Genomic DNA, 21,742 nt, shown 5'->3' on the forward strand with positions numbered 1-21,742 from the left:
GTCGACCCAAGACGGACGCTTATGAACCCGAATTTTCTTGATTTCGAACAGCCGATCGCTGACCTGCAAGCCAAGATCGAAGAACTGCGCCTGGTCGGCAATGACAATTCGCTGAACATCGGCGATGAGATCGCTCGCCTGCAAGACAAGAGCAGCACGCTCACCGAAGACATCTTCGGCAAGCTGACCAGCTGGCAGATCGCGCGCCTGGCCCGCCACCCGCGCCGTCCGTACACCCTGGACTACATTCAGCACATCTTCACCGAGTTCGACGAGCTGCATGGCGATCGCCACTTCTCCGACGACGCCGCCATCGTGGGCGGTATCGCTCGCCTGGACGACCAGCCGGTGATGGTGATTGGTCACCAGAAAGGCCGTGAAGTGCGTGAGAAAGTCCGCCGTAATTTCGGCATGCCGCGCCCGGAAGGCTACCGCAAGGCGTGCCGCCTGATGGAAATGGCCGAGCGCTTCAAGATGCCGATCCTGACCTTCATCGACACCCCGGGTGCCTACCCAGGTATCGACGCCGAAGAGCGCAACCAGAGCGAGGCTATCGCCTGGAACCTGCGCGTCATGTCACGCCTGAAAACCCCGATCATCGCCACCGTAATCGGCGAAGGTGGTTCCGGCGGCGCCCTGGCCATTGGTGTTTGCGACCAACTGAACATGCTGCAATATTCGACCTACGCGGTGATTTCGCCGGAAGGTTGCGCTTCGATCCTGTGGAAAACCGCCGAAAAGGCGCCGGACGCTGCCGAAGCCATGGGGATCACCGCCGATCGCCTCAAGGGCCTGGGCATCGTCGATAAAGTCATCGCCGAGCCATTGGGTGGCGCACACCGCGACCCGGCTGCCGCTGCCGCAACTATCCGTGGTGAGCTGGCTTCGCAACTGGCGATGCTCAAGAAGCTGGATAACGAAGCCTTGCTGGCCCGTCGTTATGAGCGCCTGATGAGCTACGGTCTCTAAGGCCAACGCACTACCAAAATGTGGGAGGGGGCTTGCCCCCGATTGCTGAGTGTCAGTCAATGTATCCAGTGACTGACCCACCGCTATCGGGAGCAAGCCCCCTCCCACATTTGCTTTGTGTATGCTTGGTCAATGTATTCCAGATTTGCGGCGGTAATGTTTGATGAAGCCAGCCCTGCCCGCCAAGCTCCTGCAAGCCCTGGCCCCCTGGCGCAGCGCCCCGGCCTGGCACATCGCATTCTCCGGTGGCCTTGATTCCACCGTCCTGCTGCACCTCCTGGCCAATCTGGCCAACACCGACACCCTGCCGCCCCTCGGCGCTGTCCATGTCCACCATGGCCTGCAAACCGCCGCCGACGCGTGGCCTGCTCACTGCCAGTCGATATGCGACAACTTGGGTGTGCCTCTGCGCGTGATGCGCGTGCAGGTGCAACCCGGCGCCAGCCTTGAGCGGGCCGCCCGTGACGCGCGTTACCAGGCTTTTATCGAGGTGACCGGGGCAGGGCAGGTGTTGCTGACGGGCCAGCATCGCGACGATCAAGCGGAAACCCTGTTATTCCGCCTGCTGCGTGGGGCTGGGGTGCGCGGGCTGTCGGCGATGCCGGCGCAGCGCCCATTGGCGGCCGGCTATCTGGTGCGGCCCTTGTTGGAGGTCTCGCGGGCAGAGCTGGAAGCCTATGCCGAGGAGCATCAGCTCGAATGGATCGAAGACCCTTCCAACGCTGATTCGCGGTTTTCCCGTAATTACCTGCGTCACCGGGTGTTGCCGACGCTGACGGAGCGCTGGCCTCAAGCTGTCTCAAGCCTGGCCCGCACCGCTGAGCACTTGAGCGAAGCCCAGGGCCTGCTTGACGAGTTGGCAGTCATGGACCTGCAGGCCGCCGACCAGCCGTCAGCGTTTCCCTGGCTGAGATTGCGGTCATTGACCCTCGCCCCCTTACGCGAGCTTTCCGACGCTCGCCAGCGCAATGCCCTGCGCCATTGGCTGACGCCGCTGACCCGTCTGCCTGACAGCGACCACTGGGCCGGCTGGCATTCCCTACGTGATGCCAAGGACGATGCACAGCCCCTGTGGCGCCTGGCCGATGGCGAGCTGCACCGTTGTGGTCAGCGCATCTGGTGGCTGCCCTCGACAGGGTCGGAATTTTCCGACGCAACGGTGAGCTGGCCCGATCCGCAAAAACCACTAGAGTTAGCCGGCAATGGTCAGTTGATACTCAGTGGTGAGGCGCCTGATGGTCCGCTGCAGGTTCGTTACCGCCAAGGCGGCGAAATCATCGAAGTGCCAGGTCGCGGTCGACGTGACTTGAAGCGCCTGCTTAACGAAAGTGGCTTGCCGGGCTTCGTCCGTGGCAGATTGCCGCTGCTGTATCAGGGCGAGCAATTGCTGGGTGTGCCCAGCCTTGCGGGACTTTGGCCAGCACCGAGCCATGACTGGCAATTACATTGGATGCCACAGACCTGCGATCAAGGTTTGAGCTGATAGAGCCTTTCCGGTAGACTACGCTCCCTTCTTGATACAACTTCTGTGGATTCGACTGAATCGCAGCAGTTGCCGATTACCAAGCAGTCTTTGCTGGGCGATTCCAAAAAATGTGTAGCGATCAACGTACCGGTGTTTCATTGCTGGTCTGTCACCACGCGGCGGTTTTTTTGAAAGGTGCACTGTGATTAATGCAGGTGATCGGGGGCTTCGGCCTTCCTTCGCTTTCCCCGGCGGCTCGGACCGCTTTAACGCAGACTTCTAGGGTTTTTCATGACGCGCTACATATTCGTCACGGGCGGTGTTGTTTCTTCATTGGGGAAAGGCATTGCCTCCGCTTCATTGGCGGCCATCCTGGAGGCGCGGGGACTTAAGGTCACCATGCTCAAGCTGGACCCGTACATCAACGTTGACCCGGGCACCATGAGCCCGTTCCAGCACGGTGAAGTGTTCGTCACCCACGACGGCGCCGAAACCGACCTGGACCTGGGCCACTACGAGCGGTTCATCCGCACGACCATGACCCAGAACAACAACTTCACCACCGGCCGTGTCTACGAGCACGTGCTGCGCAAAGAGCGTCGTGGTGACTACCTGGGTGCAACCATCCAGGTGATCCCGCACATCACCGACGAAATCAAGCGCCGCATCATCAAGGGTGCCGGCGATGCCGACGTGGCAATGGTCGAGATTGGTGGCACCGTGGGTGACATCGAGTCCCAACCGTTCCTCGAAGCCATCCGCCAGTTGCGTTTCGAAGTCGGCGCCAAGCGCGCGATGCTGATGCACTTGACCCTGGTACCGTACATCGCCACCGCCGGCGAGACCAAGACCAAGCCTACCCAGCACTCGGTCAAGGAACTGCGTTCCATCGGCCTGCAACCGGACGTGCTGGTGTGCCGCTCCGATCACCCGATCGACATTTCCTCGCGTCGCAAGATCGCGCAATTCACCAACGTTGAAGAACGTGCGGTGATCGCGCTGGAAGACGCCGACACCATCTACAAGATCCCGGGCATCCTGCACTCGCAAGGCCTGGACGATTTTGTCGTCGAGCGTTTCGGCCTGCAATGCAATGGCGCGGACCTGTCCGAGTGGGAAGCCGTGGTCGACGCCAAGCTCAACCCTGAGCACGAAGTCACCATCGCCATGGTCGGCAAGTACATGGAACTGCTGGACGCGTACAAATCGCTGATTGAAGCGATGAGCCACGCCGGTATCAGCAACCGTACCAAGGTCAACCTGCGCTACATCGACTCAGAAGACATCGAGAACCAGGGCACCGCGCTGCTCGAAGGGGTTGATGCGATCCTCGTGCCTGGCGGTTTCGGCCTGCGTGGCGTGGAAGGCAAGATCACGGCCGTGCAATACGCTCGCGAGAACAAGGTGCCGTACCTGGGCATCTGCCTGGGCATGCAAGTGGCCGTTATCGAGTTCGCCCGTAACGTGCTGGGCTGGAAAGACGCCAACTCCACTGAATTCGACAGCAAGAGCGGCCACCCGGTCGTCGGCCTGATCACCGAGTGGGAAGATGCCACCGGTGCCGTCGAGACCCGTACCGAAGCTTCCGACCTGGGCGGCACCATGCGCCTCGGCGCGCAGGACTGCCTGCTGGAGCAAGGCTCGCTGGTTCACGATTGCTACGGCAAGGACGTGATCGTCGAGCGTCACCGCCACCGCTACGAAGTGAACAACAACCTGCTGCCGCAAATCAAAGAGGCTGGCCTGAAAATCTCCGGTCGCTCCGGTGATGGCGCGCTGGTGGAAGTGGTCGAGGCGCCGGATCATCCATGGTTCGTCGCGTGCCAGTTCCACCCTGAGTTCACCTCGACGCCGCGTGACGGTCACCCGTTGTTCAGCGGCTTCGTCAAAGCAGCACTGACGCAACATCAGAAGAAGGCGTAACCCTGATGGCCCAGAAGATCATTCGCGTAGGCGACATCGAGATTGCCAACGACAAGCCCATGGTGCTGTTCGGTGGCATGAACGTGCTGGAAAGCCGTGACATGGCGATGCAGGTCTGTGAAGAGTACGTAAAGGTCACCGAGAAACTCGGTATCCCTTACGTGTTCAAGGCCAGCTTCGACAAGGCCAACCGTTCGTCCGTGACCTCCTATCGCGGCCCGGGTCTTGAAGAAGGCATGCGGATCTTCCAGGACATCAAGCAAGCCTTCGGCGTGCCGATCATCACCGACGTCCACGAGCCTGAACAGGCTGCCGTGGTCGCCGAGGTGTGCGACATCATCCAGTTGCCGGCCTTCCTGTCGCGCCAGACTGACCTGGTCGTCGCGATGGCCAAGACCGGCGCTGTGATCAACATCAAGAAAGCCCAGTTCCTCGCACCCCAGGAGATGAAACACATCCTGAACAAGTGCGTGGAAGCGGGTAACGACCAGTTGATTCTCTGCGAGCGTGGTTCGAGCTTCGGCTACAACAACCTCGTGGTGGACATGCTCGGTTTCGGCATCATGAAACAGTTCGAGTACCCGGTGTTCTTCGACGTGACCCACGCGCTGCAAATGCCGGGTGGTCGAGCCGATTCCGCTGGTGGGCGCCGTGCCCAGGTGCTGGACCTGGCCAAGGCGGGCATCAGCCAGTCCCTGGCGGGCTTGTTCCTAGAAGCCCACCCGGACCCGGACAACGCCAAATGCGACGGCCCATGCGCCCTGCGCCTGGACAAACTGGAGCCATTCCTGGCCCAGCTCAAGCAGTTGGACGAACTGGTCAAGAGTTTTCCGACGGTAGAGACCGCGTAAGCGCCATTTCTCCGGTAAAGTATCCCACGCTAAAAGCTCAGGCCCTCGGGCCTGGGCCTTGTCGCCTGCAAGCCTGCCCCGTTGTTCCACCCTTGCGGTCGGTCAAAAGATTTCCTTCAGCTGCGTCGTTTTCGTCAACTTTGGAGTGTTTACAACAATGGCAAAAATCGTCGACATCAAAGGTCGTGAAGTTCTCGACTCCCGTGGCAACCCCACCGTCGAAGCCGACGTGCTTCTCGATAACGGCATCATCGGCAGCGCCTGCGCGCCGTCCGGTGCTTCCACCGGTTCGCGCGAAGCGCTGGAACTGCGTGATGGCGACAAGAGCCGTTACCTGGGCAAGGGTGTTCTCAAGGCTGTAGCCAACATCAATGGCCCGATCCGTGACCTGTTGCTGGGCAAGGACCCGCTGGACCAGAAAGCCCTGGACCACGCGATGATCAAGCTCGACGGCACCGAAAACAAAGGTAGCCTGGGTGCCAACGCTATCCTCGCCGTGTCCCTGGCCGCCGCCAAGGCCGCTGCTCAGGACCAGGACCTGCCGCTGTACGCTCACATCGCCAACCTGAACGGTACCCCGGGTGTCTACTCGATGCCGGTGCCAATGATGAACATCATCAACGGTGGCGAGCACGCCGATAACAACGTCGACATCCAGGAATTCATGGTGCAGCCGGTGGGCGCCAAGTCCTTCTCCGAAGGCCTGCGCATGGGCACCGAGATTTTCCACCACCTCAAGGCTGTTCTGAAGGCCCGTGGCCTGAGCACTGCGGTGGGTGACGAAGGTGGTTTCGCTCCGAACCTGGCGTCCAACGAAGACGCACTGAAAGTGATCTCCGAAGCCGTGGCCAACGCAGGCTACAAGCTGGGCACCGACGTGACCCTGGCCCTGGACTGCGCGGCCAGCGAGTTCTACGAGGACGGTAAATACAACCTGTCCGGCGAAGGCCAGGTGTTCAACTCCGAAGGTTTCGCTGAATACCTGAAGGGCTTGACCCAGCGCTACCCGATCATCTCGATCGAAGATGGCCTGGACGAGTCCGACTGGGACGGCTGGAAAATCCTCACCGACAAGATCGGCGAGAAAATCCAACTGGTGGGCGACGACTTGTTCGTGACCAACACCAAGATCCTGAAAGAAGGCATCGATAAAAAGATCGCCAACTCGATCCTGATCAAGTTCAACCAGATCGGCACCCTGACCGAAACCCTGGAAGCCATTCAGATGGCCAAGGCGGCGGGCTATACGGCTGTGATCTCGCACCGCTCCGGCGAAACCGAAGATTCGACCATTGCCGACCTGGCCGTGGGCACTTCGGCGGGCCAGATCAAGACCGGTTCCCTGTGCCGTTCCGATCGCGTTTCCAAGTACAACCAATTGCTGCGTATCGAAGAGCAACTGGCTGGCAAGGCCAAGTACAACGGTCGCGGCGAGTTTCGCGGCTGATCGCTACATGGTAAAAATGGTAAAAGGTCGGCGGATTGCGTCGGAAAACTCACGACAGTGTGTATTTCGACGCTAATCTGATGGCTATCAAGCACAAGCCTGGTTCTTCCAGGCTTCGTGCTATCAGTTGCTGCAAAAGTTTTGCATGGCTGTTTTTTTTCACTGGATACCCGATATTCGATGCGCAGTCCCAATTGGTTGTTCCTCGTCTTGCTCTTGTTGCTGGCTGGCCTGCAATACCGCCTATGGGTGGGTAATGGCAGCTTTGCGCAGGTGAAAGACCTGACCGAGCAAATTGCTGCACAGCACGCCGAAAACGAGATCTTGCTGGAGCGCAACCGCGTCCTCGATGCCGAAGTGCTTGAGCTGAAAAAAGGCACGGAGACCGTTGAAGAGCGGGCTCGTCATGAACTGGGCATGGTCAAGGAGGGCGAAACCCTCTACCAGTTGGCCCAATGAGTGAGCGTTTGCCGGCCTTCTGGGCCGTGATTCCTGCCGCGGGCGTCGGTGCCCGTATGGCCGCGGACCGTCCCAAGCAGTACCTGCAATTGGGCGGGCGCACTATTCTCGAACACAGCCTCGGCTGTTTTCTCGACCATCCATCGCTCAAGGGACTGGTGGTCAGTCTTGCTGCTGATGATCCCTACTGGCCCAGCCTGGCCTGTGCTGCCGACCCGCGTATCCAGCGTGCGGAGGGTGGTTCTGAGCGCTCTGGTTCAGTACTTAATGCACTGCTGCAACTCAATGCCCTGGGTGCCGGCGATGACGACTGGGTGTTGGTGCACGATGCTGCACGACCGAACCTGAGTCGCGATGATCTGGACAAGTTGCTCGCCGAACTGGCGGACGACCCGGTCGGCGGCTTGCTGGCCGTGCCGGCCCGCGACACCCTCAAGCGCGTCGACAAATATGGCCGTGTGATCGAAACCGTCGATCGCAGCCTGATCTGGCAGGCCTATACCCCGCAGATGTTCCGCCTCGGCGCCTTGCATCGCGCGTTGGCCGATAGCCTGGTAGCCGATGCGGTGATTACCGACGAAGCCTCGGCCATGGAATGGTCCGGACAGGCACCGCGCCTGATCGAAGGGCGCTCGGACAACATCAAGGTGACCCGGCCCGAAGATCTGGAATGGTTACGGCTGCGGTGGGCGAATCGCAGGTAGTCGCCTGTATCGTGTCGACTTCATCGGGGGCAAGCCCCCCTCCCACATTTTGACCTGTGAACATATTCAAAGGTGGGAGGGGGCTTGCCCCCGATGAGGTCCGCCCAAACAACAATACAGTCAACTGCTGTACTCCGGCCGCCCAGCCAGCCCCTCCTTCAAGAAATCCACCAGCTTCCTGACCTTCGGCGACAAATGCCGTTGCTGCGGATACAGCGCCCACACCGCCGTATTCGGCGGTTGATGTGCCTCCAGCAACGACACCAGCGCGCCACTGTGCAGATGCTCCAGCACATAATAGTCCGGCAATTGGCACAACCCGACGCCCTGTAGCGCTGCATCCAGCACCGCTTGACCACTGTTGCAGCGCCAGTTTCCCTGCACACGCTGGGAAAATTCCCGCCCGTCCTGGGCCAGTTGCCAGATATCCGAGCTGCCGATCAGGCAGTTATGCCGACTCAACTCCGACAAACTATGTGGCCGACCATACCGCGCCAGGTAGGACGGCGACGCGCACAGGTACATGCGTCTCGGCGCCAGCCGGCTGGCAACCATGCGCGAATCCTGCAGGCGCCCCAGGCGAATCGCGAGGTCGAGGCCTTCGTGCACCAAGTCCAATGGGCGGTTGCTCAGCTCAATATCCACCCGCAGTTGGGGGTAGAGCGCCATGAACCGTGTCACCAGCGGCACGATAAAGCGCTCGCCGTACGCCACGGCGCAGGTCATGCGTAACATGCCTTTGGGTTCGCTGGTGAGGTCGCCGACCGCGCGCAGAGCTTCTTCGCGACCATCCTGCAGGCGCTGGCAATGCTGCAGAAAGGTCTGGCCCGCTTCGGTCAGGGTCACTTTGCGCGTACTGCGATACAGCAGGCGTGTTTGCAGCCGCTCTTCCAGGCGTGCCACCTGCCGGCTGATATGGGACGACGACACGCCTAAGCGCTCGGCCGCCGCCGTAAATTGGCTGCATTCAGCCACGGCGACAAACTCGTCGATGCCTTCCCAGCGGTTTTCCAGCATGGCAATTATCCCTGTACAGCAATAAAGTTTTGCTTTTGTCTGGATTATTAATCAGATGGCCATGTTTTACACTCTACGTCTCAGTTTTTAACTCCCTGGAGAAACCCGGATGATCAAGTCCCGCGCTGCCGTAGCCTTCGAAGCCAAGAAGCCCCTTGAGATCGTAGAAGTGGATGTCGCCATGCCCAAGGCTGGCGAAGTGCTGTTGCGGGTGGTCGCGTCCGGTGTGTGCCATACCGACGCCTACACCCTGTCGGGTGCCGACCCGGAAGGCATCTTCCCGTCGATCCTCGGCCATGAAGGCGGTGCCGTGGTTGAAGCCATCGGCGAGGGTGTGACTTCCGTTGCGGTGGGCGATCATGTAATTCCGCTGTACACCCCGGAATGCGGCAAGTGCAAATTCTGTCTGTCGGGCAAGACCAACCTCTGCCAGGCCATCCGCGCCACGCAGGGCAAAGGCCTGATGCCGGACGGCACTACACGCTTTTCCTACAAAGGTCAGCCGATTTTCCACTACATGGGCACCTCGACCTTCTCCGAATACACCGTGCTGCCGGAAATTTCCGTGGCCAAGATTCCTAAAGAAGCGCCGCTGGAAAAAGTCTGCCTGCTGGGCTGTGGCGTTACCACCGGCATCGGTGCGGTGATCAACACTGCCAAGGTCAAGCCGGGCGACACCGTGGCCATTTTCGGCCTCGGCGGTATCGGTCTGTCGGCTATTATTGGCGCGGTCAAAGCCAAGGCTGGCCGCATCATTGCCATCGATATCAACCCGGCCAAGTTCGAGATCGCCAAGCAACTGGGCGCCACTGACTGCATCAACCCGAAAGACTACGATCGCCCGATCCAGGACGTGATCGTCGACCTGACTGACGGTGGTGTGGACTTTTCCTTCGAATGTATCGGTAACGTGCAGCTGATGCGCGCTGCCCTCGAGTGCTGCCACAAAGGTTGGGGCGAGTCGGTGATCATCGGCGTGGCCGGTGCCGGCCAGGAAATCGCCACCCGTCCATTCCAGCTGGTGACCGGTCGCGTCTGGCGCGGTTCGGCATTCGGCGGCGTGCGCGGCCGGACCGAGCTGCCAAGCTACGTGGAAATGGCCCAGACCGGCGAGATCCCGCTGGACACCTTCATCACCCACACCATGGGCCTGGAGGACATCAACAAAGCGTTTGACCTGATGCATGAAGGCAAGAGCATTCGTACCGTCATTCACTTCTGAGGTCGGCCATGAGTCTGGAAAACCTGTCGTGCCAGAAAAGCTTCGGCGGCTGGCATAAACGCTACAAGCATCATTCCGATGTGCTCGACTGCGACATGACGTTTGCCGTCTACCTGCCGCCGCAAGCGGAGCAGGGCGGCAAGCTGCCGGTGCTGTACTGGTTGTCCGGTCTCACCTGCACCGATGAGAACTTCATGCAGAAGGCCGGCGCCCAGCGCATGGCCGCCGAACTGGGGTTGATCATTGTTGCACCGGACACGAGCCCGCGTGGGCCGGGTGTGCCGGGTGACCCGGATAACGCCTGGGATTTCGGCCTCGGCGCCGGTTTTTATCTGAATGCCACCCAGCAACCTTGGGCAAAGCACTATCGGATGCATGACTACGTGGTGCAGGAATTGCCGGCATTGGTTGAAGCGCATTTCCCGGCTTCGGCTAAACGGGGCATCAGCGGCCACTCCATGGGCGGCCACGGTGCGTTGGTGTGTGCATTGCGCAACCCAGGGCGTTACCAATCGGTGTCGGCATTTTCGCCGATCAACAACCCGATGGATTGCCCTTGGGGCCAGAAAGCGTTCTCCCGTTACCTGGGTGAAGAGCGTTCGAAATGGCGTGAGTGGGACGCCTGCGTGCTGATCAGCGAAGCGTCCGAAAAGCTGCCGCTGCTGGTGGACCAGGGTGACCGCGACGATTTCCTCGCCGTGCAACTCAAGCCTGAAGCCTTGCAGCAAGCGGCCAAGGCGGCCAACCATCCGTTGGAACTGCGCCTGCAACCCGGCTACGACCACAGCTACTTCTTTATCGCCAGCTTCATCGAAGATCATTTGCGACACCATGGCCGTGCTTTGCTCGGTTAATGTGAGGCAAAAGTAGGTAGAATCACGCCCTGAATTAAATCGGGGCGTTTTTTTATGCGTATTGGCCACGGCTACGATGTGCACCGTTTCGCTGAAGGCGATTTCATCACCCTGGGCGGCGTGCGCATTGCGCACCACCATGGGTTGCTGGCTCATTCCGACGGCGACGTTGTGTTGCATGCCTTGAGCGATGCCTTGCTCGGCGCGGCGGCGTTGGGCGATATCGGCAAGCACTTTCCGGACACAGACCCGACCTTCAAAGGCGCGGACAGCCGTGTATTGCTGCGCCACGTTGTGGGCTTGATCCATGCCAAGGGCTGGAAAGTCGGTAACGTCGACAACACCATCGTGGCCCAGGCGCCGAAGATGGCGCCCCATATCGAATCGATGCGCGCACTGATTGCCGCTGACCTGCAAATTGAACTGGATCAAGTCAACGTGAAAGCCACCACTACCGAAAAACTCGGGTTTACCGGTCGTGAAGAGGGCATTGCGGTGCACTCCGTTGCCTTGTTGCTGCGCGCATGAACGACTTGGAACTGCTGGGCCCACGGGCGTATGGCGAGGCGTTGGGCAGCGCGGTGCTGAAGGCCACGGCTGAAGACTTCCAAGTCGACGAAGTGTTGGATATTCCGTTGACCGGCGAAGGCGAGCACCTGTGGTTATGGGTCGAGAAGCGCGGCCTCAATACCGAGGAAGCAGCACGTCGGATCGCCAAGGCGGCCGGTGTGCCGTTGCGCACCGTCAGCTATGCCGGGCTCAAGGATCGCCAAGCGTTGACCCGGCAATGGTTCAGCGTGCAGCTACCGGGCAAGGCTGATCCAGACATGAGCGCGGCAGAAAACGACACGCTCAGGATCCTCAAGACCGGCCGCCACAAGCGCAAGCTGCAGCGCGGCGCGCATTCGGCCAATGGTTTCACCTTGCGCCTGACGCAGTTGGTCGGCGATACCGCCGCCATCGACGCGCGGTTGCAGCTGATCGCCCAGCACGGCATTCCGAACTACTTCGGCACCCAGCGCTTTGGCCATAACGGCGGCAACGTCGTCGACGCCCGCGAGTGGGCCGTGCGCAAGGCGTTGCCGGAGCAGCGCAATGCGCGTTCGCGCTTGTTGTCGACTGCGCGCAGTTATCTCTTCAACAAAGTGCTGGCGGCGCGGGTTGCCGAGGGTTCCTGGCAGCGCGCCCAGGTCGGCGACTTGCTGGCGTTTACCGACAGCCGCAGTTTTTTTCCGGCGGGAGAGGCTGAATGCAGCGACCCGCGCCTGGCGATTCTGGACCTGCACCCCACCGGTCCGCAGTGGGGCGAAGGCGATTCACCTGCCAGTGGTGCAACCTTTGAGCTGGAACAGGCCGTTGCCGCCGGCGAGGCCGACCTGCGCGATTGGCTGGTGAATGCCGGCATGAGCCAGGAACGTCGCATTCTGCGACTGCCCATTGGCGGTTTGACGTGGCATTATCCCTCGCTGGACATTCTGCAATTGGAATTCGTCCTGCCGGCCGGATGCTTCGCCACTGTCTTGGTGCGCGAGCTTGTTGATCTGGTGCCGGTGGGGCAGACGGACAACCCATGCGTATTCTGATATCAAACGATGACGGTGCCACCGCACCCGGTCTTGCCGCGCTCTATGCTGCGCTGGAAGATTATGCCGAGTGCGTGGTGGTCGCCCCCGACCAGGACAAGAGCGGCGCCAGCAGTTCGCTGACGCTCGACCGTCCGCTGCACCCGAAGGTCCTGGCCAATGGCTTTATCAGCGTGAACGGCACCCCCACCGATTGCGTCCACCTCGCCATCAACAGCCTGCTGGATCACGAGCCGGACCTGGTGGTGTCGGGTATCAATCTGGGCGCCAACCTGGGCGATGATGTGCTGTATTCCGGCACCGTGGCGGCGGCCCTTGAAGGGCGCTTCCTGGGGCGTACCGCGTTCGCTTTTTCGTTTGCTTCGCGCCAACTGGATAACCTGCCCACTGCGGCGTATTTCGCGCGCAAGCTGGTGGAGGCCCATGCCACCCTGGACTTGCCGCCGCGCACGGTGCTCAACGTCAATATCCCCAATTTGCCCCTCGATCATATTCGCGGCATCCAGCTGACGCGCCTGGGTCATCGTGCCCGTGCGGCGGCGCCGTTGAAGGTAGTCGACCCGCGTGGCAAGGAAGGCTATTGGATCGCCGCAGCGGGTGATGCCGAAGATGGCGGTGAGGGCACGGACTTTCATGCGGTGATGCAGGGTTATGTGTCGATTACTCCATTGCAATTTGATCGCACCTTCAGTGATGCCTTCAGTGGTCTCGATGGCTGGCTGGAGGGGCTGCGCTGATGGGCCGTGAACAAGACGACTTGCTGCGCCGGGGTATCGGGATGACGTCCCAGCGTACCCGTGAACGCTTGATCCAGCGCTTGTACGAAGAGGGTCTGTCCAACGCCCAAGTGCTGGAAGTGATCCGGCGTACGCCTCGGCACTTGTTTGTCGATGAAGCCCTGGCCCACCGCGCTTATGAAGACACGGCGCTGCCCATCGGCCATAACCAGACCATTTCCCAGCCGTACATGGTGGCACGCATGAGCGAGCTGCTGCTGGCGGCGGGGCCGTTGGACAAGGTGCTCGAAATCGGCACCGGCTCCGGCTACCAGACCGCCGTGCTTGCGCAGTTGGTCGAGCGGGTGTTCTCGGTGGAGCGCATCAAGGTGTTGCAAGACCGCGCCAAGGAGCGCCTGGTGGAACTGAACCTGCGCAACGTGGTGTTCCGCTGGGGCGATGGCTGGGAAGGTTGGCCGGCGCTGGCACCGTACAACGGCATCATCGTGACTGCGGTGGCCACCGATGTGCCGCAAGCATTGCTCGATCAACTCGCTCCCGGCGGACGCCTGGTGATCCCGGTAGGCTCCGGTGAAGTGCAACAATTGATGCTCATTATTCGTGAGGACGAAGGTTTTTCCCGGCATGTGCTGGGGGCCGTGCGTTTTGTGCCGTTGCTCAATGGCCCGCTGGCGTGATCAATTTTTGCCGGCGGTGAATTCTGCTGGCGGGGATGTGTCTTACGGCGGGGTCTATTGAGTCAACATGACTGGCACGACGTTTAAACACGCTGAATGATTCGTTTCAGTCGTGTGCCGGTAAAACTTCAATGCCCAGTTATACTTGCGACATATTTCAAGCCTGATACAGGCATTCATGTTCAGCCACCACAAAGGGAGCGGCGGGTGAGTCTCACAGGTCTTGCGCAGCGTATGAGTAAAACAAGCTTTCATCGACTGGTGCTTGGCCTCGTCTTCAGTTCCGTGTTGGTAGGGTGCTCAAGCTCGCCAAGCAGCGGGGCGCGGGTGGTAGACCGTAATAACGCCGCACCGCAAAAGCCGACGGTAACCACCGGGCAGTATGTGGTGCGCAAGGGCGATACGATGTTCTCGATCGCCTTCCGTTATGGCTGGGACTACAAGGCGCTTGCAGCTCGTAACAATATTCCTGTGCCCTACACGATACATCCGGGTCAGACGATCCGTTTCGATGGGCGTACCGGTTCAGCGCCTACGGCAGTTGTGACAAATACCGGATCTTCGCCCTCGTCTTCGAGCAAGACCACCATCATTACCCGGCCTGCCGGCACCGCCGCGCCGACGGTTGCGAACAAGCCCGCGCCTGCGCCTTTACCGCCTGCCGGGCCCGCGCCGACCGGTTGGGGATGGCCTTCAAATGGAGTGCTGATTGGAAAATTCTCTTCAAACGGTAGTTTGAATAAAGGCATTGATATCGCCGGGGATTTGGGACAGCCTGTTTTAGCTGCGTCTGATGGGACGGTGGTGTACGCCGGGAGTGGTTTACGGGGCTACGGCGAGCTGGTCATCATCAAACACAGCGATACCTACGTCAGTGCTTACGGTCACAACCGTAGGCTGTTGGTTCGGGAGGGGCAGCAGGTCAAAGTCGGACAGACAATTGCCGAAATGGGGTCAACGGGTACAGACCGGGTGAAACTGCACTTTGAGATTCGCCGTCAAGGAAAGCCTGTAGATCCGCTGCAATTCCTACCCCGTCGTTGATGTGTTGCACAGCCTGTTCCCTCGCGTAGAAGGAACAGGCTCCAGCGTTGCCAAGGATAAAGGCGCCGCTTGAGCTTGAGGTCGAACTCACCAAAGGACTATAACAATGGCTCTCAGTAAAGAAGCGCCGGAGTTTGACATCGACGATGAGGTTCTCCTTATGGAGACCGGCATCGCTACGGAATCGATGTCGAATGAGGGACCTGCTGTACCTTCAGTTCGCGCCAAATCCAAGAACTCCACCGCGTTAAAGCAACACAAGTACATTGACTACACGCGGGCGCTCGATGCGACCCAGCTGTACCTCAATGAAATCGGCTTTTCCCCTCTGCTGACCCCCGAAGAAGAAGTCCATTTTGCGCGCTTGTCGCAAAAGGGTGATCCGGCTGGGCGCAAGCGCATGATTGAAAGCAACCTGCGCCTGGTGGTGAAAATCGCCCGACGCTATGTCAATCGTGGGCTGTCCCTGTTGGACTTGATCGAGGAAGGCAACCTGGGCCTGATCCGGGCCGTGGAGAAGTTCGACCCCGAGCGGGGCTTCCGCTTTTCAACCTATGCGACCTGGTGGATCCGCCAGACCATCGAACGGGCGATCATGAATCAGACCCGTACGATCCGGTTGCCGATCCATGTGGTCAAAGAGCTTAACGTCTACCTGCGGGCAGCACGTGAGCTGACCCAAAAACTCGATCACGAACCCTCGCCCGAAGAAATCGCCAACCTGCTGGAGAAACCGGTAGCGGAGGTGAAACGCATGCTCGGCTTGAACGAGCGCGTGTCTTCGGTTGACGTCTCGCTGGGTCCGGATTCGGATAAAACCCTGCTGGACACCCTGACGGATGATCGCCCTACAGATCCTTGCGAGCTGTTGCAGGACGATGATCTTTCCCAAAGCATTGACCAGTGGCTGTCGGAGCTTACGGACAAGCAGCGTGAAGTGGTGATTCGCCGCTTCGGCCTGCGTGGCCATGAGAGCAGCACCCTGGAGGACGTAGGCCTGGAGATCGGTCTGACCCGTGAGCGGGTGCGACAAATCCAGGTGGAAGGGCTCAAGCGCTTGCGTGAGATCCTGGAGAAGAATGGCTTGTCGAGTGAGTCGTTGTTCCAGTAAACAACGCAGCTTGAATGCTTGAATGTGGGAGGGGGCTTGCTCCCGATGGCTGTGGGTCAGTCGATACATCCAGTGACTGAGCGATTGCCATCGGGAGCAAGCCCCCTCCCACATTTTTTGTGCCCGGTATTACCAAATCCCAGGCATAAAAAAACCCCGCTTTTAAGGGCGGGGTCTTTTCGACTAAGTCAGTACAAGTTAGATAACTTGAACTTCTTCAGCTTGCATGCCTTTCTGACCGCGGGTAGCGATGAAAGAAACCTGTTGGCCTTCTTTCAGGCTTTTGAAGCCGTCGGATTGGATAGCTTTGAAGTGAACGAACAGGTCGTCACCGGATTGTGGAGTGATGAAGCCGAAGCCTTTTTCATCGTTGAACCACTTAACGGTACCAGTTTGGCGATTAGACATGGTGTATCTCCTTGGACAAAGTTAACTGCGACTCAGGAAAAGCCCTGGCCGAGACTGAGTGCAAAGAGCAGGAAAAATTCTTGGAGATGGTTGGATCGAAATTCAACATATCGTGTAGAGATTCTCAGTGACACAAGCAGCACAGTGGCGCCACCTTAACCCTTTTTCCGGAACGTGCCAATGGTATTTCCGAAGGTTTCTCTAAATTCGTGACTGACGGTGGTATCCACGGTCGCCCTGCGCGGCAATATTAACCCCGGCCCCGCTGGCTGCGGCTTATAGCCGCCGGCGCATTCATCAAGAAAAGCCCTGTGACCTTTGAACCCCAACGCCGGCCCCGGTAAGATGCCCCACAGTATTTTTCCACCTCGCTATTCAGGACACCCGCCATGAGCATCAAATCGGACAAGTGGATTCGCCGCATGGCGCAAGAGCACGGCATGATCGAACCGTTCGTTGAGCGGCAGATTCGTGGCGAAGGCGACGAACGTGTGATTTCGTACGGGGTTTCCAGCTACGGCTACGACGTACGCTGCGCCGATGAATTCAAGGTGTTCACCAACATCAACTCGGCGATCGTCGATCCGAAGAACTTCGACGAGAAGAGCTTCGTCGACGTTAAGAGCGACGTGTGCATCATTCCGCCCAACTCCTTCGCCCTGGCGCGCACCGTGGAGTTCTTTCGTATTCCCCGTGACGTGCTGACCATCTGCCTGGGTAAGAGCACCTACGCGCGTTGCGGCATCATCGTCAACGTGACGCCACTTGAACCCGAGTGGGAAGGCCATGTGACCCTGGAGTTCTCCAACACCACCACCTTGCCGGCGAAGATCTATGCCAACGAAGGTGTGGCGCAGATGCTGTTCCTGCAGTCCGATGAGGCCTGTGAAGTGTCCTATAAGGACCGCGCAGGCAAGTACCAGGGCCAGCGCGGCGTCACCCTCCCACGCGCTTGATCGAAAGGTCTTACGCGTAAAGGGAATTAGTCTGCGGAAAGTGACTCTATCTAGGTGTACTGCCTCGGTGCGTGTAAAACGCACCGAGCCACGCTTGAGGAGTACCTTATGAAGATCGACCCGCGAATCAGCGCAGAACTTGCCCGGCTTGAACCCAACCAGATTGGCGTTCTGGCCTGGTCCTTGATGGCAAACCCTGCATTTGAAGGTGGCGTCCCTGGACAACCGGATCCAGACCCTGCGCCCGGCCAGCCCGAGCAGCCCGACGAGCAAGGGGTGCCAACCCTTCCAGACGAGCCGCCACCCGCTCCCGTTGCTTGATGCCAGGCAGCAGGTTGGGAAATGGTCAGTCCCTCAGCGTACTGGCCATACTTCCTGATCGCCGATCACAAAGAGTTGGTGATCTTCTCGCTGTTCCACCGCATACCCCCCTGTAAACGCCCCAAACGCCGGCAGCAAGCTGACCCGCGTACCGATCTGAAAGCACGGCAGCCGCAAACTCTGCCGGCCTTTGCCGCGCAAGCGATACACCGGATGCACATGCCCCGCCAGGACATGATGGCTGGGATGGGCATGCGGTTCATGCTGCAGGGCGAAAGGGCCCATCAGCAGCGGCTCCGGGACAACCTCAATCCTCAAGTCGACAGGCGGGTCACCCGCGCGCTTATCGTGATTGCCGCGAATCAACGTCATCGGCAGGTCAGGGATAAGCGCTCGCCAGGCTCTCAGCGCGCTCAGCGTGCCACTGGCGTGAGACCCTGGGCCGTGCAGGAAATCGCCGAGAAAGATCACCTGCGCGCACGGTAGGGCCGAGAGCAATCGATCCAGACGCTGTAAGTTCTCGCTCGTGGTGCCTTGCGGCACCGGCTGGCCCAGGCTGCGATACGCCGACGCCTTGCCGAAATGCGCATCGGCAATCAACAGGCAGCGGCGCGCCGGCCAATACACCGCCTTGTCTGCCAGCAACCACAATTCTTCTCCCTCAAGCCTCACCGAACACACCATCAGCGCTTCCCGTTATCCGCGATTTTTTCCAAATCCTTGACCATTCGCGCAATACGCTCCGAGAGTTTTTCCGAGCTCATGCTTTCGCGCATCCGCTCAACCAGCAGCGGAAAGGCCAAAGGCGTAGGCCGTTCGATCACGTGCACGTCCAATTGCAGCGCCGCCATGTGCAGCAATGTCTCCTCCAGCCGACGAATATCCAGTTCATCACGCAAGACTTCTTCCCCGGCCTGCGTCAGCAGCAGGTTCTGTGGGTCATATTGCTTGAATACCTCGAAGAACAACCCGCTGGAGGCCTGTACCTGTCGCGTACTTTTCGGCGCGCCGGGGTAGCCGGCAAACACCAGCCCGGCGATCCGTGCGATTTCACGAAAACGCCGCAGGGCCAGCTCTCCGGCATTCAGGCTGGCCGACACATCGTGCAGCAGATGTTCTGGCCCCAGCAGTGTCGGGTCCAGCAACTCCGGCCACTCCACCTCGGTGGCACTCAGTAGCTCCAGCCCATAATCGTTGACCGCAATCGAGAAAGTCACAGGCTGCCGCTGGCTCACCCGCCACGCCAGCAGGCTCGCCAGCCCCAAGTGCACCTGGCGCCCGGCGAACGGATAAAGAAACAGGTGCCACCCCTCCCGCGATTTCAGGGCTTCGGCCAGCAAGTGCTTGCGCGTCGGCAAGCCGGACCAGCGCAACTGCGTCTGCAACAGGGGTTGCACCGCCTGCATCTCCGGGCCGTCGTAGTGCCCATGCGCCGCCGCATCAAAACGTTCCACCACCGCCTGGGCCAGCTCATTGGAAAGGGGCATGCGCCCGCCATTCCAGCGCGGTACGGCGGCCTTTTTCGCGGTGCTGCGCCGCACATAAGCGGTCATGTTTTCCACGCGCACCAGTTCCAGCAAACGTCCGGCAAACAGGAAGCCGTCGCCGGGTTTGAGCCGGGCGATAAACCCTTCCTCGACACTGCCCAGATTCTTGCCACCACCGCCCTTGCTCCAGTATTTCAAATGGATACTCGCGTCACTGACGATAGTGCCCACGCTCATCCGATGACGGCGTGCCAGCCGCGCATCGGGTACGCGCCAGATGCCGTGCTCGTCCGGCTCTACGCGGCGGTAATCCGGGTAAGCGGTCAGCGACAGACCGCCATGGCGCACAAACCCCAGCGCCCAGGCCCAGTCTGCATCCGTCAGCTCGCGATACGCCCAGGCGCCACGTACTTCCGTCAGCAGCGCATCCGGCGTAAAGCCACCGCCCAGGGCCATGCTCACCAAATGTTGTACGAGCACATCCAAGGGTTTGTGAGGCGATTCCCGTGCTTCGATACGCCGCTGGGCAATCGCATCCTGGGCGGCGGCGGCTTCCACCAGTTCCAGGCTGTGGGTCGGCACCAACGTCACCCGCGACGGCCGTCCCGGTGCATGCCCTGAACGTCCGGCACGCTGCATCAGGCGCGCCACACCCTTGGCCGAGCCAATCTGCAGCACCCGCTCCACCGGCAGAAAATCCACCCCCAGGTCCAGGCTGGACGTACACACCACGGCCTTGAGCTGGCCGTCTTTGAGCGCCCGCTCCACCCAGTCGCGGGTCTCGCGTGACAGCGAGCCATGGTGCAGGGCGATCACCCCGGCCCAATCGGGGCGGGCGTCCAGCAGCGCCTGGTACCAGATTTCCGATTGCGCCCGTGTATTGGTAAACACCAGGCAGCTGCGGCTGGCGTCGACCTCGGCCACCACTTGGGGCAGCATTTTCAAGCCGATATGCCCAGCCCAGGGAAAGCGCTCGGCGACGGGCGGCAGCAAGGTGTCGACTTCCAGCCGCTTGACCGTTTGCCCCTGCACATTGATCCCACCCCCTTGTGGGACCAAAACTTCCAGGGCGTGGGGTTGGTTGCCCAAGGTCGCCGAAATGCCCCACACCATCAATTCCGGATGCCAACGCCGCAGCCGCGCCAACGCCAGTTGCAACTGCACGCCGCGCTTGTTGCCGATCAATTCATGCCATTCATCCACGACCACCATGCGCAGGTGCGCAAGGCTCGCTTCGCTGTCGGCGCGGGCGAGCATCAAGGTCAGGCTTTCCGGGGTGGTGACCAGTGCGGTGGGTTGGCGACGGGTCTGACGGGCGCGCTCGCTGCTGCTGGTATCGCCGGTACGCAGGCCGATGCTCCAGGGGATCTGTAAAGCCTCAAGCGGTGCTTCGAGGGCGCGCGCGGTGTCGGCCGCAAGGGCTCGCATGGGCGTGATCCACAGCACCGTCAGCGGTTCGGCGGGCGGTTTGCGCTTACCCGTCACAGGCGGGCGAGTGAGGGCGAAGCGATTAAGCGCCGCAAACCACAGCGCGTAGGTTTTACCCGCGCCGGTACTGGCATGCAGCAATCCTGACCGGCCGTCCTTGACCGCCGCCCACACGTCTTTTTGAAAGGCGAACGGCTTCCAGCCTTTGGCGGCAAACCATTGTTTGGCGAAGTCGATGGGTTTTGCCATACGGCGGCTGACACTCTGGAAGGCCTATTCCACAGACCTTCCAGAGCGGGCAAAGGTTTACTTCAAGTTGCCACTCAGGAACTGCTGCAGGCGTTCGCTCTTCGGATTGCCCAGCACGTCTTCCGGCGCGCCTTGCTCTTCCACCAGGCCCTTGTGCAGGAACAGCACCTGGCTCGACACCTTGCGCGCAAAGCTCATCTCGTGGGTCACCATGATCATGGTGCGGCCTTCCTCGGCCAGTCCCTGGATCACCTTCAACACTTCGCCCACCAACTCCGGGTCGAGGGCCGACGTGGGTTCGTCGAACAGCATCACCTCCGGTTCCATCGCCAACGCCCGGGCGATGGCCACCCGTTGCTGCTGGCCGCCGGACAGGAACGCCGGGTATTGATCGGCCACGCGCGCCGGCAACCCCACCTTGTCCAAGTAGCGACGGGCGCGGTCTTCGGCGTCCTTCTTACTGCAACCCAATACCCGGCGTGGGGCCATGGTGATGTTTTCCAGCACGCTCATGTGGCTCCACAGGTTGAAGTGCTGGAACACCATTGCCAGCCGCGTGCGCAGGCGCTGCAATTCGGCGTCATCGGCCACGCGCATGCCGTGGCGGTCGCTGACCATGCGGATCGGCTGCCCGTCGAGGGTCATCGCGCCGTCGTTGGGGGTTTCCAGGAAGTTGATACAGCGCAAAAAAGTGCTTTTGCCCGAGCCGCTGGCGCCGATCAGGCTGATCACGTCGCCGGTCTTGGCCTTGAGCGAAACACCTTTGAGCACCTCATTGTCGCCATAGCTTTTATGCAGGCCTTCAACGGTCAATTTGTACATGGGGCGTG

The 21,742-nt window shown here is 60.2% G+C and carries 22 protein-coding genes; 17 read left to right on the top strand and 5 right to left on the bottom strand.

From position 1 onward, the window contains the following. Positions 1-21: 21 nt before the first annotated feature. From K7431_RS20335 to ispD, 7 genes are all read left to right on the top strand, one after another. Positions 22-969, top strand: coding sequence for an acetyl-CoA carboxylase carboxyltransferase subunit alpha (locus tag K7431_RS20335; protein ID WP_012722607.1), 948 nt, complete (start codon positions 22-24; stop codon positions 967-969). Between the two features lie 163 nt (positions 970-1,132). Next, positions 1,133-2,452, top strand: coding sequence for a tRNA lysidine(34) synthetase TilS (tilS, locus tag K7431_RS20340; protein ID WP_043204906.1), 1,320 nt, complete (start codon positions 1,133-1,135; stop codon positions 2,450-2,452). Between the two features lie 273 nt (positions 2,453-2,725). Then, positions 2,726-4,357, top strand: coding sequence for a CTP synthase (locus tag K7431_RS20345; protein ID WP_012722609.1), 1,632 nt, complete (start codon positions 2,726-2,728; stop codon positions 4,355-4,357). 5 nt (positions 4,358-4,362) lie between these two features. Further along, positions 4,363-5,208, top strand: a complete 846-nt coding sequence (gene kdsA, locus K7431_RS20350) for a 3-deoxy-8-phosphooctulonate synthase (protein WP_010212442.1) — start codon at positions 4,363-4,365, stop codon at positions 5,206-5,208. Between the two features lie 157 nt (positions 5,209-5,365). Further along, positions 5,366-6,655 carry a phosphopyruvate hydratase gene (eno, locus tag K7431_RS20355; RefSeq protein ID WP_003189193.1) on the top strand — a complete coding sequence of 430 codons (1,290 nt, stop codon included), beginning with the start codon at positions 5,366-5,368 and terminating at the stop codon, positions 6,653-6,655. Between the two features lie 180 nt (positions 6,656-6,835). Beyond that, positions 6,836-7,114 (top strand): cell division protein FtsB, encoded by a 279-nt coding sequence (gene ftsB / locus K7431_RS20360; RefSeq protein ID WP_003231201.1) that lies wholly within the window; start codon positions 6,836-6,838, stop codon positions 7,112-7,114. Further along, positions 7,111-7,818: a 2-C-methyl-D-erythritol 4-phosphate cytidylyltransferase gene (gene ispD / locus K7431_RS20365; protein WP_012722610.1), complete on the top strand. Its 708-nt coding sequence runs from the start codon at positions 7,111-7,113 to the stop codon at positions 7,816-7,818. The genes ftsB and ispD overlap by 4 nt, the downstream gene beginning before the upstream one ends. Positions 7,819-7,938: 120 nt before the next feature. On the opposite strand, the gene K7431_RS20370 is transcribed toward ispD, so the two are convergent. Next, the gene (locus K7431_RS20370; protein WP_012722611.1) at positions 7,939-8,835 is read right to left on the bottom strand and encodes a LysR substrate-binding domain-containing protein; all 897 of its coding nucleotides are present in this window, start codon (positions 8,833-8,835) and stop codon (positions 7,939-7,941) included. Between the two features lie 109 nt (positions 8,836-8,944). Here K7431_RS20370 and K7431_RS20375 point away from each other — a divergent pair, with 109 nt between their 5' ends. From K7431_RS20375 to rpoS, 8 genes are all read left to right on the top strand, one after another. Continuing rightward, positions 8,945-10,057, top strand: a complete 1,113-nt coding sequence (locus tag K7431_RS20375; protein WP_012722612.1) for an S-(hydroxymethyl)glutathione dehydrogenase/class III alcohol dehydrogenase — start codon at positions 8,945-8,947, stop codon at positions 10,055-10,057. Between the two features lie 8 nt (positions 10,058-10,065). Beyond that, a complete protein-coding gene (gene fghA / locus K7431_RS20380; RefSeq protein WP_012722613.1) occupies positions 10,066-10,911 on the top strand; it encodes an S-formylglutathione hydrolase in 846 nt (281 codons plus the stop codon). Positions 10,912-10,965: 54 nt separating this feature from the next. Then, complete coding sequence (ispF, locus tag K7431_RS20385) at positions 10,966-11,439, top strand: 2-C-methyl-D-erythritol 2,4-cyclodiphosphate synthase (protein WP_012722614.1); 474 nt, start codon at positions 10,966-10,968, stop codon at positions 11,437-11,439. Further along, the gene (truD, locus tag K7431_RS20390) at positions 11,436-12,494 is read left to right on the top strand and encodes a tRNA pseudouridine(13) synthase TruD (protein ID WP_012722615.1); all 1,059 of its coding nucleotides are present in this window, start codon (positions 11,436-11,438) and stop codon (positions 12,492-12,494) included. Before ispF ends, truD begins: the two co-directional genes overlap by 4 nt. After that, entirely contained in the window at positions 12,482-13,231 is a 750-nt protein-coding gene (gene surE, locus K7431_RS20395) for a 5'/3'-nucleotidase SurE (RefSeq protein WP_012722616.1), read from the top strand. The genes truD and surE overlap by 13 nt, the downstream gene beginning before the upstream one ends. Positions 13,232-13,272: 41 nt before the next feature. Further along, positions 13,273-13,908, top strand: a complete 636-nt coding sequence (locus K7431_RS20400) for a protein-L-isoaspartate(D-aspartate) O-methyltransferase (RefSeq protein WP_010563544.1) — start codon at positions 13,273-13,275, stop codon at positions 13,906-13,908. Positions 13,909-14,115: 207 nt separating this feature from the next. After that, entirely contained in the window at positions 14,116-14,952 is an 837-nt protein-coding gene (locus K7431_RS20405; RefSeq protein WP_012722617.1) for a peptidoglycan DD-metalloendopeptidase family protein, read from the top strand. Between the two features lie 106 nt (positions 14,953-15,058). After that, positions 15,059-16,063 carry an RNA polymerase sigma factor RpoS gene (gene rpoS, locus K7431_RS20410; RefSeq protein WP_012722618.1) on the top strand — a complete coding sequence of 335 codons (1,005 nt, stop codon included), beginning with the start codon at positions 15,059-15,061 and terminating at the stop codon, positions 16,061-16,063. Positions 16,064-16,261: 198 nt separating this feature from the next. On the opposite strand, the gene K7431_RS20415 is transcribed toward rpoS, so the two are convergent. After that, entirely contained in the window at positions 16,262-16,471 is a 210-nt protein-coding gene (locus K7431_RS20415; RefSeq protein WP_002554837.1) for a cold-shock protein, read from the bottom strand. 389 nt (positions 16,472-16,860) lie between these two features. Between K7431_RS20415 and dcd the strand changes: the two genes are divergently transcribed. Next, positions 16,861-17,427: a dCTP deaminase gene (gene dcd, locus K7431_RS20420; RefSeq protein ID WP_003189215.1), complete on the top strand. Its 567-nt coding sequence runs from the start codon at positions 16,861-16,863 to the stop codon at positions 17,425-17,427. A gap of 108 nt (positions 17,428-17,535) precedes the next feature. Then, complete coding sequence (locus K7431_RS20425; protein ID WP_043204916.1) at positions 17,536-17,748, top strand: hypothetical protein; 213 nt, start codon at positions 17,536-17,538, stop codon at positions 17,746-17,748. A 33-nt stretch (positions 17,749-17,781) separates the two neighbouring features. Here K7431_RS20425 and pdeM read toward each other — a convergent pair whose 3' ends face one another. From pdeM to K7431_RS20440, 3 genes are read right to left on the bottom strand one after another with little or no spacing between them, the layout of a single operon-like run. After that, on the bottom strand, positions 17,782-18,432 hold the full coding sequence (gene pdeM / locus K7431_RS20430; RefSeq protein WP_012722619.1) for a ligase-associated DNA damage response endonuclease PdeM: 651 nt from the start codon (positions 18,430-18,432) through the stop codon (positions 17,782-17,784). After that, positions 18,432-20,912, bottom strand: a complete 2,481-nt coding sequence (locus K7431_RS20435) for a ligase-associated DNA damage response DEXH box helicase (RefSeq protein WP_012722620.1) — start codon at positions 20,910-20,912, stop codon at positions 18,432-18,434. Before K7431_RS20435 ends, pdeM begins: the two co-directional genes overlap by 1 nt. A 57-nt stretch (positions 20,913-20,969) precedes the next feature. Further along, entirely contained in the window at positions 20,970-21,734 is a 765-nt protein-coding gene (locus K7431_RS20440; RefSeq protein WP_012722621.1) for an ABC transporter ATP-binding protein, read from the bottom strand. Positions 21,735-21,742: the final 8 nt, after the last annotated feature.

Source organism: Pseudomonas fluorescens group sp. (genome assembly GCF_020093335.1).
GTDB lineage: Bacteria > Pseudomonadota > Gammaproteobacteria > Pseudomonadales > Pseudomonadaceae > Aquipseudomonas > Aquipseudomonas petroselini.